Origin of the sequence: Bradyrhizobium barranii subsp. barranii (assembly GCF_017565645.3) — a bacterium.
Classification (GTDB): domain Bacteria; phylum Pseudomonadota; class Alphaproteobacteria; order Rhizobiales; family Xanthobacteraceae; genus Bradyrhizobium; species Bradyrhizobium barranii.
The window spans coordinates 4,627,458-4,640,605 of the sequence record NZ_CP086136.1 but is presented as its reverse complement, the minus strand read 5'-3'; the positions used below and the strand labels follow the sequence as shown (position 1 = coordinate 4,640,605).

The 13,148-nt window shown below is 64.2% G+C and carries 11 protein-coding genes and 1 pseudogene; 4 read left to right on the top strand and 8 right to left on the bottom strand.

Going from position 1 to position 13,148, the window contains the following annotated elements:
• Window positions 1-48 precede the first annotated feature (48 nt).
• The 3 genes and pseudogenes from J4G43_RS21910 to glsA all read left to right on the top strand — a co-directional run bounded on the left by J4G43_RS21910 (window position 49) and on the right by glsA (window position 4,064).
• Entirely contained in the window at window positions 49-1,074 is a 1,026-nt protein-coding gene (locus J4G43_RS21910; RefSeq protein WP_166353271.1) for an IS110 family RNA-guided transposase, read from the top strand.
• 281 nt (window positions 1,075-1,355) lie between these two features.
• Window positions 1,356-2,195: pseudogene (locus tag J4G43_RS21905) on the top strand (TRAP transporter large permease subunit); the annotation flags it as partial.
• Between the two features lie 21 nt (window positions 2,196-2,216).
• Window positions 2,217-4,064: a glutaminase A gene (gene glsA / locus J4G43_RS21900; protein ID WP_208086268.1), complete on the top strand. Its 1,848-nt coding sequence runs from the start codon at window positions 2,217-2,219 to the stop codon at window positions 4,062-4,064.
• A gap of 14 nt (window positions 4,065-4,078) precedes the next feature.
• On the opposite strand, the gene J4G43_RS21895 is transcribed toward glsA, so the two are convergent.
• The 6 genes from J4G43_RS21895 to J4G43_RS21870 form a co-directional block, all read right to left on the bottom strand.
• Window positions 4,079-4,381 carry a nucleoside triphosphate pyrophosphohydrolase family protein gene (locus tag J4G43_RS21895; protein WP_014495972.1) on the bottom strand — a complete coding sequence of 101 codons (303 nt, stop codon included), beginning with the start codon at window positions 4,379-4,381 and terminating at the stop codon, window positions 4,079-4,081.
• A 26-nt stretch (window positions 4,382-4,407) separates the two neighbouring features.
• Complete coding sequence (locus J4G43_RS21890) at window positions 4,408-4,935, bottom strand: carboxymuconolactone decarboxylase family protein (protein ID WP_028146557.1); 528 nt, start codon at window positions 4,933-4,935, stop codon at window positions 4,408-4,410.
• Window positions 4,936-5,030: 95 nt separating this feature from the next.
• Complete coding sequence (locus J4G43_RS21885) at window positions 5,031-5,180, bottom strand: hypothetical protein (protein ID WP_208086267.1); 150 nt, start codon at window positions 5,178-5,180, stop codon at window positions 5,031-5,033.
• 29 nt (window positions 5,181-5,209) lie between these two features.
• Window positions 5,210-7,267, bottom strand: a complete 2,058-nt coding sequence (locus J4G43_RS21880; RefSeq protein WP_208086266.1) for a N,N-dimethylformamidase beta subunit family domain-containing protein — start codon at window positions 7,265-7,267, stop codon at window positions 5,210-5,212.
• Between the two features lie 13 nt (window positions 7,268-7,280).
• Window positions 7,281-8,885: an ABC transporter substrate-binding protein gene (locus tag J4G43_RS21875; RefSeq protein ID WP_208086265.1), complete on the bottom strand. Its 1,605-nt coding sequence runs from the start codon at window positions 8,883-8,885 to the stop codon at window positions 7,281-7,283.
• A gap of 20 nt (window positions 8,886-8,905) precedes the next feature.
• Window positions 8,906-10,312 (bottom strand): aspartate aminotransferase family protein, encoded by a 1,407-nt coding sequence (locus J4G43_RS21870; RefSeq protein ID WP_208086264.1) that lies wholly within the window; start codon window positions 10,310-10,312, stop codon window positions 8,906-8,908.
• 124 nt (window positions 10,313-10,436) lie between these two features.
• Here J4G43_RS21870 and J4G43_RS21865 point away from each other — a divergent pair, with 124 nt between their 5' ends.
• On the top strand, window positions 10,437-11,180 hold the full coding sequence (locus tag J4G43_RS21865; protein ID WP_225005018.1) for a FadR/GntR family transcriptional regulator: 744 nt from the start codon (window positions 10,437-10,439) through the stop codon (window positions 11,178-11,180).
• A 448-nt stretch (window positions 11,181-11,628) separates the two neighbouring features.
• Here J4G43_RS21865 and J4G43_RS21860 read toward each other — a convergent pair whose 3' ends face one another.
• Window positions 11,629-11,988 carry a Zn-ribbon domain-containing OB-fold protein gene (locus tag J4G43_RS21860; RefSeq protein WP_208086262.1) on the bottom strand — a complete coding sequence of 120 codons (360 nt, stop codon included), beginning with the start codon at window positions 11,986-11,988 and terminating at the stop codon, window positions 11,629-11,631.
• Window positions 11,985-13,121, bottom strand: coding sequence for a thiolase family protein (locus tag J4G43_RS21855; RefSeq protein ID WP_208086261.1), 1,137 nt, complete (start codon window positions 13,119-13,121; stop codon window positions 11,985-11,987). The genes J4G43_RS21860 and J4G43_RS21855 overlap by 4 nt, the downstream gene beginning before the upstream one ends.
• Between the last annotated feature and the right edge of the window lie 27 nt (window positions 13,122-13,148).

The window sequence follows — 13,148 nt, the reverse complement described above, 5'->3', positions numbered from 1 at the left end:
GATGTGCCAAAGTGAAGGGTGTTGAACCGTCAGAAAGAGGAAGCGTCCGTGAACGAAGTTAGCACGATTGGACTAGACTTGGCGAAACATGTTTTTCAGGCACATGGCGCAGACGCTGGCGGCGTTGTTGTTTTCCGCAAACAGCTGCGTCGTGATAATGTGCTGGCTTTCTTTGCTCAGCAGCCTGCGTGCCTGGTAGCGATGGAAGCCTGCGCCAGCGCCCATCACTGGGCTCGTGAGATTGGCAAGCTGGGTCACGCAGTGCGTCTGATTCCACCGTCCTATGTAAAGCCCTTTGTGAAACGCCAGAAAAACGATATGGCCGATGCAGAAGCGATTTGCGAAGCAGCCCAACGCCCCACCATGCGCTTTGCCGCCGTGAAGAGTGAGGACCAGCAGGCGAGCGCGGTCGTGTTTCGCGCTCGCGATCTTTTGGTCCGGCAACGTACTCAGATCATAAACGCGTTGCGAGGTCACCTCGCCGAATACGGCCTGGTCGTTGCAAAGGGGGCGTCCAATGTCGCCGCGCTGGTTGAGCACGCGCAAGCTTCCGGGAGCAGCGTGCCAACGGCGGCGCAACCGGCGCTCGATATCCTAGTCAAGATGCTGGCGGTGCTGGAAGAGCAAATCAAGCAACTCGATATTGAGATCGCGCGACGAGCCCGAGAAGAGGAAGTTGCTCGACGGCTTATGACAGTTCCTGGCATCGGCCCAATCACTGCGACAGCTCTGATGGCGCTAGCGCCTGAGCCCGAAAACTTCAAACGTGGCCGGGATTTCGCCGCGTGGTTGGGGTTGACGCCGCTGCAACGTTCCACTGGTGGAAGACAGAAGCTCGGCCAAATATCGAAAATGGGTGAGCGAACGCTGCGGCGTCTCCTCATCATCGGGGCGAGTGCGGTGGTGAAGCTGGCTCGCCGACGCGGTCAATCGCAAGGGGCATGGCTGGAGCGCATGCTCGCTCGTAAGCCGCCCATGCTTGTCGCCGTCGCTCTCGCCAACAAGATGGCTCGCACCGTGTGGGCTTTGATGGTCAACGGTGGGGTCTACAAAGCTCCGGTCGCAGCGGCTTAATCGCTTAGTCCGCCCGACCAGAGGTCGTCGAGGAGGTAGGAAGGTCAAACGGAAGGTACGGCGCAACAGTCGATGAGACGGGGTCGGGAAAACCAGTACATGCCCAAGTGCTTCCAAGTACGCCGCTGTGATTTGGACCTGATCCGCGAACTCCCATACGGGCCCGCGACATATGACGGTCGCAATCAAGGCCGGACAGATGTCAGCACCCGACTACGCGCAACACCTAATCGAAAGATTCTTCTTGCATCCACCGGGGCGTCCACAGATGGGGCATGTGCCTGCTGGCCGCGCTGAACGAATTCTTCCCCGGCAAGAACTGGGGCGGCGCGCGCTGGCTGCATTTCCTCGAACTCAACGGCAAGACCTTCGTCGAGCTGATCGCGATCCTCGCCGGTTGTGGCCTGCTGATCGGCGCCTTCTCGCTCACCGGCATGATCTCGAGCCTCGCCAACGATCTGCTCAGCATCGCTGGAGGCGATGCCTTCCTGCTGCTGATCATGTGCGCCATCACCAGCCTGATCCTCGGGCTCGGGCTGACCACGACCTCCTGCTACATCTTCCTGGCCATTCTGGTGGCGCCGGCGCTGGAGAAGCTCGGGCTGAACAAGATGGCGGTGCACATGTTCATCTTCTACTGGGGCATGCTGTCCTCGATCACACCCCCGGTGGCGATCGCCTCCTTCGCCGCAGCCGGCATCGCCGGTGCGCCCGCGATGAAGACGGGCTGGGAGAGCATGTGGGTCGGCAGCATCATCTATTTCATCCCGTTCTTCTTCGTGCTCAATCCGGCGCTGCTGCTTCAGGGCAGCAACCCGTATCTGGAGGCATTCGGGCTGACCGGACTTGCCTGCTTCGGCATCGTCTTCATCTGCGGCGGCATCCAGGGCTACCAGGCTTTTGTCGGCGACCTTCGCGGCGCCGGCCTGATGGAGTGGCCTTTGCGGGTGCTGCTGGTGATCGGCGGCTTCGTCGTGGCCACCCCCGGCGGCGGGATCATGCCGCTGTCGCAGATGCAGGTCACGCTGCTGGGCCTCACGATCCTCGTGCCCACGGTCTTGATCGCCCTGCTGCTGGTCCGGCGGCAGGCCGTGGTGCCGGACGGGTTGCGCGTGCCCTGATTGCGTTGCACAACAGGGGCGATGACATCACTCTCGCCTCTCGCTTCCGCCTGGACCCGCTCGAAGCCGCCCTTGCTGCGGTTTCTGGGCAATTGTCTCAACGAATTCTCGGCCGAGACCTCCGGCGCCGTCGCCGACTACATCCCCGAGCTGAGCAAGGCCGACCCTGCCCATTTTGGCATCAGCCTCGCGACGCTGGACGGCCATGTCTACGAGGTCGGCGACAGCCGGGTGCCCTTCACCATCCAGTCGATGTCAAAGCCGTTCGTGTTCGCGCTGGCGCTGGACCTCCTGGGCGCCGGCCGCGTCGAGAGCGCGATCGGCGTCGAGCCCTCGGGCGATCCCTTCAACTCGATCCGGCTCAATTCCGAGAACCATCCGTTCAACCCGATGGTCAATGCCGGCGCGATCGCCTGCACCGGGCTGATCTATGACAGCAAGGGCACGGACGCCTTCGAGCAGATCCGGCTTGCGCTCAGCCGCTTTGCGGGGCGCGATCTCGCCGTGGACGAGGCCGTTTACAGCTCGGAGAGCCAGACCGGCGACCGCAACCGCGCCATCGGCTACCTCCTCAAGACCAATGCGGTGATCTCGGACAATGTTGCGGGCGTGCTCGACGTCTATTTCCGGCAATGCGCGGTGCTGGTCACGGCGCGCGACATCGCGGTGATGGCGGCAACGCTCGCCAACCGCGGCGTCAATCCCGTGACGGGCGAGCAGGTGCTGACGCCCTACGCGATCTCGCGCACGCTGTCGGTGATGACGTCGTCGGGGATGTACGACTACGCCGGCGAGTGGATCTACCGGATCGGCATCCCCGCCAAGAGCGGCGTCGGCGGCGGCATCCTCGCGGCCCTTCCCGCCCGGCTCGGGCTCGGCAGCTATTCGCCGAGGCTCGACAAGCATGGCAACAGCGTGCGCGGCATCAAGGTCTGCGAGGCGCTGTCTTCGCATTACGACCTGCACATGCTCAACCGCAGCGACGACGCGCGCAACGCCGTCATCGCCGACTACGACATCGGCAAGAGCCCGTCGCGGCGCGTGCGCCGGCCGCAGGAGCGCGAGATTCTGGCCGGGCACGAGCAGGAGGTGCGGGTTATCGAGCTGGTCGGCACGCTGTCGCTGTCGGCGGTGGACTATGTCTCGCGCCGGCTGGCCGGACAGCCCCGGCCGCAAATCGTGATCTTCGATCTCCACCGCGTCACCTCCACCACGCGCGCCGGGGCGCGGCTCGTGGCCGAGGCGTTCGAGGAGCTGGCAGCGCTGAACGTGACCGTCGTACTGTCGGGGGTCAGGCGTGCGTCGAAGGAATGGGACAGCCTGCGGGAATGGACGGCGGAGCTGAAGAACGTCCGCGACTTCTATTTGCTCGACACCGCGATCGAATGGGCGGAAGACCAGATCGTCTACCGCTATGGCGGCTCGATCGATTTCCACGAGACCACCGAGCTTGCCGAACAGCCGCTGCTATCAGGCATGAGCGAGGAAGAGCTGACCGACCTCGCCTCGATCTGCACGATCCGGACCTTTCCATCCGGGGCAAAGATCATCACGACAGGCAACCCCGCCGATTTCCTGTTCTTCCTGCGCAGCGGCGCCGTGCATGTCACCCTGCCCGACGGCGTGCGGCTGGCGACGCTGACCGCCGGCATGGCCTTCGGCGAGATGGCGCTGCTGGAGCCGACGCGTTCGGCTGACGTGTTCGCGGACATGGCGGCGACCGCATTCGAGGTGCCGCTGAAGGATTTCGAGCGCTTCCGCAAGCAGCACCCACGCGCTTCCGAGCGCATCATGCGCAATTTGGCGCAGCTCCTCGCCGACCGCCTGATCGTCGCCAATGCCAAGGTCGACATTCTGACGTCGACGTGAGCGCGCTGATCGGGTCAGCGGCTCGCGGCTTCGCTCAGCCGTCGCTTGATCTTGGCAGCGCTCGCCTTGAGCAATTCGGATGGCTGCTGGCCGGTCGCGGCGCACAGGCAAGCCCAGTAGTAGATGACGTCGCCGAGCTCATCGACGAGGCCCGCCTTGTCGAGCCAGTCATCGCGCAGCAGCTTCTTGATGTGGTCGGCCACCTCGCCGGATTCGCCGGCGAGGCCGAGCCCGAGATAGGACAGCCGCTCGTTGGACGGATGCTCATCGACTTTCGCAATGCTCGCGGCCCAGACCGCGTATTCATCGATCGTCATCGGCAGACCTCGCCACAGTTTTTGGATCAGCCCACCACTTCCGTGACGGGCTGGAGATCGATTTCAAAAGTCTCCAGAAATTTCGAGGTCATGATGTAGAAGCCGACCGAAAGCTGGAGCTCGACCAGCGCGGCCGGTGTCAGCTTCGACGCGATCGCCTTGAACGTCGCATCCGTCGGCTTCTTCAGCTTCACGATCTCGTCGGTGAAGGCGAGTGCGGCGCGCTGCACCTCGTTGAAGCAGGTCGCGGCCTGCCAATTCTCCAGCGCTTCGTTCTGCTCGTCGGTGACGCCGACATTCTTGCCGATGCGCTTGTGCGCGACGATCTCATACGGCGCCTCGCACAAAATGCCAGTGCGGGTGATTGCGAGCTCGCGCACGATGGGATCGAGCTCGCCCTTGTGGCGGATGGCTCCGCCGAGCCGGCAATACTGCTCAAAATAGCTCGGCGAGTGCGCCATCATGCGGAAGATGTTGGCGTTACGGTTCTTATCGAGAATTTCGCGGGTGCGGTCGGACGCCTTGAACGGGTCGCTGTAGTTGATACGGGCCATCAGTCACCTTGGGTCTTGGTCTTGTTGTCGTTTTTTCGAGCAGAGGTCCCAAGAGTATTCTCGCACCGGCCCAAGAGCAACATCGTCGCGTGAGGTCATCCCCCTTGTGCGGGGGCCTTCGGCACCGGGAATGGCGTCGAATCGGCGAAGCGCCTGACGATGTTGGTCACCAGCAGGGCTGCCACGTTGTTGTAGCCGTCGACCGGCAACGCGCCGATGAAATTCATCGAGCCGACGGAGAACACCGCACCGCCATTCGGCGTCTCGAAAAAGGTCAGGTCGGAGCGGATGATGTCCTCGCGCGATGCCGGCCAGGTATGGTCGTAGCGCTCTTCGTTGACGGGCTGATAGGTCGGATCAGTGAGAACTGCGCGGCCGACGATGATCGCATGATGCGGGGTCCAAGGCGCGTGTCCGCCCGATCCAGCTCGTGACCCGCTGCGCCGCCGCCCATGAAGCCGCGCTCGCCAAGCTTGGCACCGGGCTTCGCCAGATCCTCGATCCCCTCGCGCATGAAGGCGACGCGGGAATCGAGAATGCCGTCGAGGAAGGTGTAGGGGAAACCCATATACTCCCCTTGCGTGCTGAAGCCGACGCCGACCAGCGCCTGCGGCGGGCGGCCGAGCCGCCGCCAGAGGCCGCCATAGGACCCGTCGAACGCGTGATAGCTCTCGCCGGGCAGCGTTTCCCAGAGCCGGATGCCGCCCTCGGCGCGGCGCAGCTCGAAAGCCCAGGTGCCTGTCGCATGGGGCACCACTTTCCAGTAGAAGCCGTTGCCGCCGAGATACATGAAGAGGCCGCCATTGCCGAGATAGGCGCCGAGCGCGTCGAGCGTCTCATGGGTGTGATATTCCGGATGCTGCCCGGTCAGAACCACAGAATATTTCGACAGCAGATCGACGCCTTCGGCATGGACGTCGTGATCGGTGATGACTTCGAAGTCGATACCCTTGCGGGTCAGCAGATCGGTGATGGCGCTGTCGGCGGAGATCCAGTAGAGGCCGGAACCGTAGTCGCTGGGATCGACCAGATGGATCTGGTTCACACGCTTGTCGATCAGCGGCCGGCGCATCGTCGACATCACCACGCCGCTGCCGTCAGAGTGGAAGTTGTAGGGCGAGACGCCGTACTCGGGATGACCGTCCGGCGCCTGTGCCAGCGCGCCCCAGGCCAGCGAGCGCTCCGTGATCAGGGCTTGCCTGCCCTTCTTCTGATACTGGCTGTAGACCGTGTAACTGAAGGTCGGCGCGAGAAAAGCCACCTTGGCCTGCGATCCCGGTATCCGGGCGCGGACATAGAAGACGATGTTGTCGCGCGTGCCATCCTTTTCGAGATGCAGTGCGTAGACGCCGCTCTTCCAATCCTCCGGCACGGTGAAGGTCAGCGACGGCTGCCAGCCGGAATCGCCGATATCGTCGTCGTGAAAATGGATCGCACCCCAGAGCTTGGGTTCTTCTGTCCAGCGATGCGTCACACCGCCGGTCCAGCGCGACCCCGTCATCGCGCGCGTCGGCAAATTGATGCAGGTGCCGTGCGCCTTGGCCGCGCCGATATCGGTCGCGGAGTCGGTCGGAATGCCGATGGAAAAATCCCATTCGGCGACGGACGGAGCCGCCGTGCCAGAAGCCTGCACGGCGATGGTGCCGTCAAGGCCGGTGCTGCCATCGGTGATGCGCGGCCGCTCGATCTTGCCGTTGAAATGGTGGACTACGCCCCGGCCTGCGCGCTCCGCTGCAATCGCCGCCGCCCCCGTGCCGGCCAACGCGGCCTTTGGCGCGCTCAGCGATTTCGTCGCGCGCTCGTCGCGATCGAGCCTGATCTTGCGCGGTGCCTGTGCGATCGCCAACAATCCGGTTGCCGGGTCGAACACGCACGCGATGTCGTGCCACGCCCGCTCGGTGAGCCCGACGCCGGTCTCGACCTCGATGGTGCCCTCGCCGGTCACGAGCCGGGCGAAAGCGCCGGTTGCGCCGACGCCGAGCGTCAGCGAGCCGCCGATACCCGCCCAGTTCAGCACGGCCTGCTGGCCCGCGGCGAGCAAGGTCGGCCAGACAGTGGCGGCAAAGGCGATCGGGCCCGCCGGCAGCGTCAGTGCTGACACATCGACCCATGAGCCCTTGGCGATGGTCTGCTCGATGCCATCGTGCTGGCCTTCCAGGTCCCACTTGACCGGAATCTCGCGATAGCCTGGTCCCCTGGGATTCGGGTCGCCACAGATGATGCGGGCGATCCGCGCCGAATAGCGGCCGCCGCCCTTGACCGCAATCATGAAGTTGATGTCGTCGCCGGAGCGCACGCTCCAGCGGTCCGCATAACCGGTGATCGGAAGCATCGAAAATCCCTCTTCAGGCGCCGCGCACGTTCCAGAACAACGGCAGGCCCTTGAGCATGCCCGTCAGGCTCTTCTTGTAAGCCGTCGGCTGATAGAAGACACCAAGCGGAACATAGGGAACATCGATGAAGCACTGCTTCTGCATCTCGACGCCAATCTTCGTCTGCGTGGCGGCATCGGGCGCGGCGAACCAGGCATCCCGGAGCTGCTCCAGCTTCTCGCTCTTTGCCCAGCCGAAGGTCGCCTTGTCACCGCTGCCGCGGATGAAGTTATGCGCCGAGGGGTTCAGCTGCGTGACGCCCGCAGAGTAAGTGCAGAAGGCGCTATATCCGCCCTTGTCCGGTGTCTCGCGGTTGCCCATGCGCCGCAGCATCGAGCCCCAGTCCATCGCCGCGTAGTCGACATTGAAGCCGAGCTTGCGGAACAGATCGGCCGCGACTTCGCTCATCTGCCCGATGACAGGGAAATCGCCCGGCGCCATCAGCAGCACTTTCTCGCCTTTGTAGCCGGCGTCCTTGATGGCTTTGGCCGCGGCGGCGATATCCCGGGGGCCGTTCAGCGCGTCCATGCCGGCATCGTTCGCCATGATGCCGCCGGGCGCGAAGAAACCGACCTTGTCGCGCCAGAGACTGGTGTCGTCGCCCGCAACCGCGGACATGAATTCCTTCTGGCTGATGGCGGAGAGCACCGCGCGGCGGATGGCCGGGTTGTCGAACGGCGGCTGCGTATGGTTGAAGCGCAGCACGCCGACATTACCGATGGGGTCGAGCAGTTCGACGGTCAGCGTCTTGTTGCCCTTCAGCTTCGGCAACAGGTCGACGATGGGCTGATCCCACCAGTCGATCTCGCCCTGCTGAAGCGCAGCCGCGGCCGTCGCGGGGTCCGGGATGACCTGCCACTCGACCCGGTCGAAACGCGCGATCTTCGGACCGGCGAGCAGGCTCGGCGTCCCCTCGGGGCGCGGCACGTAGGCATCGAAACGCGTATACACCAGGCGCGCGCCGGGCACATGCTGATCGGCCTGGAATTTGAACGGACCGGAACCGATCAGCTCCTTGACCGGCGTGACGCTATCGGTCTGCGCAAGACGTTCCGGCATGATGAAGGCGATGATGGCACCGACCTTGCCGAGCGCTTCCGGCAACAGCGGAAACGGTGACTTCAGACGCCAGCGCACGGTCTTGTCATCAGGCGCCGAGAGTTCGTCCACCAAATTGAAGAGCGAATTGCCGAAGGCATCGCGCGCGGCCCAACGTTTCAGGCTCGCCACCACATCGCGCCCGCGTACGGGCTCTCCGTCGTGGAATTTCAAGCCGTCGCGCAACGTCATCGTCCAGAGCTTGCCGTCGTTCTCGACGGTATGGCCGGCGACCATCTGCGGCTGAACCTGGAATTTCTCATCCACGCCGTAGAGCGTGTCCCAGATCAGGAAGCCGTGGTTGCGGTTGACGAGGCCGGTCGTGATCATCGGATCGAGGATGGCCGCATCGGCCTGCGGCACGAAGCGCAGCACGCGCGAACCTTGCGCGCGGGCCAGCCGCGGCATCGCAAGACTCGAGCCCAGGGCGACGCCGAGACCGGCGCCCAGTGTGGATCGGAGCAGGTCTCGACGGCGCATGCTATGGTCTCCTCAAGGGGTTACGCAGATGGACGTGTCTCGGCAAGCTTGGCCTCGGCGCTGAGCAAGGTCCGCGCGAACAGGTCGAGCGCCTCGTCAACTCCGGCTTCGTCGATGATCAGCGGCGGGCAGAACCCGATCGTGTCGCCCATCGCGCGGATGATCAGGCCATTCTCGATTGCGAGCGCATCGAACATCGCGCCGACCTTCAGCGCGGGATCGAAGGCCTGCCGCGTCGCGGGGTCCGCGACCAGCTCGACCCCGATCATCAGTCCCTCGCCCCTCACCTGGCCGACGATGCGCGAATCCCGCGCGATCTGCTCCAGCCCGGTGCGGAGCCTCGAGCCCATGCGGCGGACGTGCGGCACCACATCCATCTCGTGATAGATCTTCAGCGTTTCGAGCGCGATCGCCGCGCCGACCGGGTGCCCGGAATTGGTGAAACCGTGCCCGAACAGCTCGCCGCCCTTGTTCATCTCGCTGAGCGCGTCTCGGATCGGACGGCCCAGCAACACGGCCGACATCGGGAAATAGGACGAGGTGATGCCCTTGGCGAGCGCCACCATGTCCGGCTTCATGCCGACCGTCTGGCAGCCGAACCAGTTGCCGGTGCGGCCGAAGCCGCAGACCACCTCGTCACCAAGCACCAGGATGTCGTGACGGCGCAGCACCGCCTCGATCCTCGCGAAATATCCCTTCGGCGGCACGACGATGCCGCCGCCGGCGTTGATCGGCTCAGCGATGAAGGCTGCGATCGTATCGGGCCCCTCGGCCATGATCAGTGCTTCGAGATCGGCTGCGAGCCTGTCGACAAACGCCGCCTCGCTTTCGCCTGGTCTGGTGCCGCGATAGGCGTCCGGGCAATGCGTATGCAGGAAGCCATCGAGCGGAAGACCGAATTCGCGGTGCATGCGGGGCAGACCGCACATCGAAGCAGCAACGATCGTCGAGCCGTGGAACCCGCGATCGCGGGCGATGATCTTGCGCTTTCCGGGCTTGCCGTGAACCGCGTGATACACCCAGGCGAGCTTCACCATCGTCTCGGTGGCTTCCGAGCCTGACGTTGCAAAATATGCTTGAGCATCCGGGATCGGCGAGATCTCGACCAGCTTCTCGGCGAGGTCGATCGTGTTGTCCGGCGTCTTGTGATTGAAGCTGTGATAGAAGCCGAATTTGTCGTAGGCCGCCGCTGCTGCCGCTTTCAGGCGCGTCTCGGAAAAGCCGAGCGAGGTACACCAGAGCCCGGCCATCGCTTCCAGATAACGCTTGCCGTTCGCGTCAAAGACATGGACGCCCTCGCCGCGCGCCATGATCAGCGGTCCGATTTCTGCATGTCGCTGAGGGTTGGTCTGCGAGTGCAGATGGAACGCGATGTCACGCGCCTCGGCTGAATTCGGCTTGCTGTCGAACACGCGCGCAGCCTCCATCGTCCCACCGACAGAGTATTCCCAACCCCGGTCGCGCGAAACTGGTCAGTTCAAATTGGTCTGACCAGCTTGGCTTTCGAGCGGCAGCTTGTCAAACTCAAAAAAAGGACTGATGAGCACGAAGATGTTGCACGATCCCCCGTCCAAGCCTGAACGCAGCTTCGAGATCGTCGCCCGGCGCATTGCTGCGATGATCCAGGCGAGTTACCGGATCGGCCAGCGCCTGCCGGCAGAGCGCGATCTCGCGAAGACGTTTGGCGTGTCGAGGCCGACGGTGCGCGAGGCCATCCTGTCGCTGGCGATGGCCGGCATGCTGAAGGTGCGCAGTAACAGCGGCGTCTATGTGATCAGTCGTCAGGAGGCACCTGACGTGCACGTGCTCGAAGGTTTTGGGCCATTCGAGAACCTGGAGGCGCGCCAGCTGATCGAACCGCAGATCGCGGCGATCGCGGCGCAGCGCGGCTCCGAGGCCGCCTTCGCGCAGCTCGCCGAAGCGCTCGCGATGATGCGCTGGGAACATGCGCAGGGACGCGAGGCCGACACGTCCGACCACCGCTTCCACATGGTGTTGGCCGAGGCGACCGGGAACGGCGCGCTGGTGTCGATCAGCGACTCGCTGTGGCGCGCACAGACCGAGTCCGGCATCTGGCAGGAGATTCACAACCACATGCAGATGGAGGACTACCGGCCCATGTGGCGCAGGGATCACGAGGCCATCTTCGAAGCCGTTCAAGCGAGGAACCCGCGCAAGGCGAGCCACGCCATGACGCGTCACCTCACCAACATCAGGGATGCGCTGATGGAGGCTTCGAAGGCCAAATCGATGGCCACAAAGAAACCCGCGAATTCTCGCGGGAAAATCCGATGATTTGTCGCGATTGAAGAAAGTTGCCGCAAACCCTGTGCTGCGCGACCGCAACAGCAACATCATCGAGTCAAAATGCCGCCGCATTGCTGATCGACCTTGGCACAGTCGATATTCGCCGTGTGGGGACAAATCACGGTGAATACTCGCAAGGGGTGTTCCGAGTAAAAACAATTGACCGTCGGGTGCGCAGTGCGCGCAACGATGAGTCACGCCCAAGTCTAGGGAGAATAGGCATGAAGGAAGCCACCAAGGGGGCGGCCTCGGGAGCGCTCGCGCATATGCTGGCGGTGACGGCGATGCTCGTCATCGCCAGCATCTTGTTCTACGGGCGTTAGCAAAAGAGTTGCGTAGAGTGTTTTCGTCATTCCGGGGTGGCTCTCGCACAAGCCAGGCCCAGAATCCCGTTCCAGGCTCGGTCCCTTGGACCGCCCCCGAATGACGGATCCTACTATTTCCCTTTGCTGAAAAACGGCACGAGCTTGCCGGCGAACGTCGGGAAGCTCGCGGTGACCTCATCGCCGATAGCTAGATTCGTCTCGCCGTGCGCCATCATGCGAAATCCCTCGGCGCAATCGACCAGCAGGATGTTGTAGGGCACGTGCGCACGCGTCTCGGGCGTGGCGGCGCGGCAGACCAGCGAGGTCGCGTAGACTCTGCCCTTGCCGCTGGCGCGCGCGTTGCGCGGATCGGGCGCGCCGCAGGCCGCGCAGAAGGCGCGATGGAAATACTGCACATGGCCGCATGCGCCACAGGTCTGGTAGGTGATGGCCTGCTCACCCTTGGTCCAGTCCGCGATTCGTTCGCTCATCGCACGCGCTCCAGAAACATGCTCACGTGGGACGACAGCACGCCGCCGTCGCCGTGCAGCAGCGCGATCGAGGCATCGCGCACCTGGCGGTGAGCCGCCCGCCCCGTCATCTGCAAATGCGCCTCGACCAGATGCGCCATGGCGCCGCCGACGCCGCAATGGCCATAGCTGAGCAGGCCGCCATGGGTGTTGAGCGGCATCGCGCCGTCGCGGCTGAAATGACCTGATCGCACGCGCGCAGCCGCCTCGCCGCGGCCGGCAAGGCCGAGGTCTTCCAGCAGCATGGCGAGCGTGATCGTAAAGCTGTCGTAGATCGCGGCGTAGCGCACGTCGGAGATCGCAAGGCCTGTGGCCTCCTTGGCGCGGGCGATGGAGATTTCAGCACCGAGCTCGCTGAGCGCGGGCGCGGCCGTCACGTGCTGATGGGTATGCGCCTGGGCGCAGCCGCGGATGCGCACACCGGCCTCGCCGGTCCGCTCACCGCTGATGACGAAGGCCGCGCCGCCGTCCGACACCGGGCAGCAGTCCAGCAGCTTGAGCGGCATTGCCACCGGCTTCGAGGCCATGACATCGGCGACCGTGATGGGATCGTGGAATTGTGCGCCGGGATGGGTGCAGGCATGCGCGCGCATCAGCACCGCGAATTCGGCGAGGTCCTCTTCCGTCACGCCGAATTCGTGCATGTAGCGGGTGGCGACCAGGCCGTAATAGGCGGGAATGGTCGGGCCGAGCGGCACCTCGTAGTCGGGGTGGCCGACCTGCGCCAGCGCCTGGATCGAAGCGTCGCGGCTCTGCCCCGAGAGCCGGTTCTCGCCGGCGACGACGAGGACGTTGCGCGCGACGCCCGCCTCGACGAGGTGATGGGCCAGCATCGTCATCGCCAGCCCCGTGGCGCCGCCGACCTGCACGGCGTGCGCGTAGGACGGGCGGATGCCAAAATGCTCGGCGAAGACAGTGGCCAGCATGATGTGGGGCGAGACGGTCGAGTAGCCGCAGAGGATGCCGTCGATCTCGGCGCGCTTGAGCCCGGCATCGTCGAGCGCGGCTTGCGCCGCCTTGCTCATCAGGTCGAGCGAGGACGAGCCTTCGTGCTTGCCGAAAGGTGTGAGGCCGACGCCGGTGATGAAGCTCATGGTGACGTTCGTGCTCCTGCGATCTGG

Coding starts and splice junctions, on each gene's coding strand:
- glsA (WP_208086268.1), top strand. CDS start 2,217: ATGACATCACTCTCGCCTCTCGCTTCCGCCTGGACCCGCTCGAAGCCG.
- J4G43_RS21895 (WP_014495972.1), bottom strand. CDS start 4,381: ATGACGATCGATGAATACGCGGTCTGGGCCGCGAGCATTGCGAAAGTC.
- J4G43_RS21890 (WP_028146557.1), bottom strand. CDS start 4,935: ATGGCCCGTATCAACTACAGCGACCCGTTCAAGGCGTCCGACCGCACC.
- J4G43_RS21880 (WP_208086266.1), bottom strand. CDS start 7,267: ATGCTTCCGATCACCGGTTATGCGGACCGCTGGAGCGTGCGCTCCGGC.
- J4G43_RS21875 (WP_208086265.1), bottom strand. CDS start 8,885: ATGCGCCGTCGAGACCTGCTCCGATCCACACTGGGCGCCGGTCTCGGC.
- J4G43_RS21870 (WP_208086264.1), bottom strand. CDS start 10,312: ATGGAGGCTGCGCGCGTGTTCGACAGCAAGCCGAATTCAGCCGAGGCG.
- J4G43_RS21865 (WP_225005018.1), top strand. CDS start 10,437: ATGTTGCACGATCCCCCGTCCAAGCCTGAACGCAGCTTCGAGATCGTC.
- J4G43_RS21860 (WP_208086262.1), bottom strand. CDS start 11,988: ATGAGCGAACGAATCGCGGACTGGACCAAGGGTGAGCAGGCCATCACC.
- J4G43_RS21855 (WP_208086261.1), bottom strand. CDS start 13,121: ATGAGCTTCATCACCGGCGTCGGCCTCACACCTTTCGGCAAGCACGAA.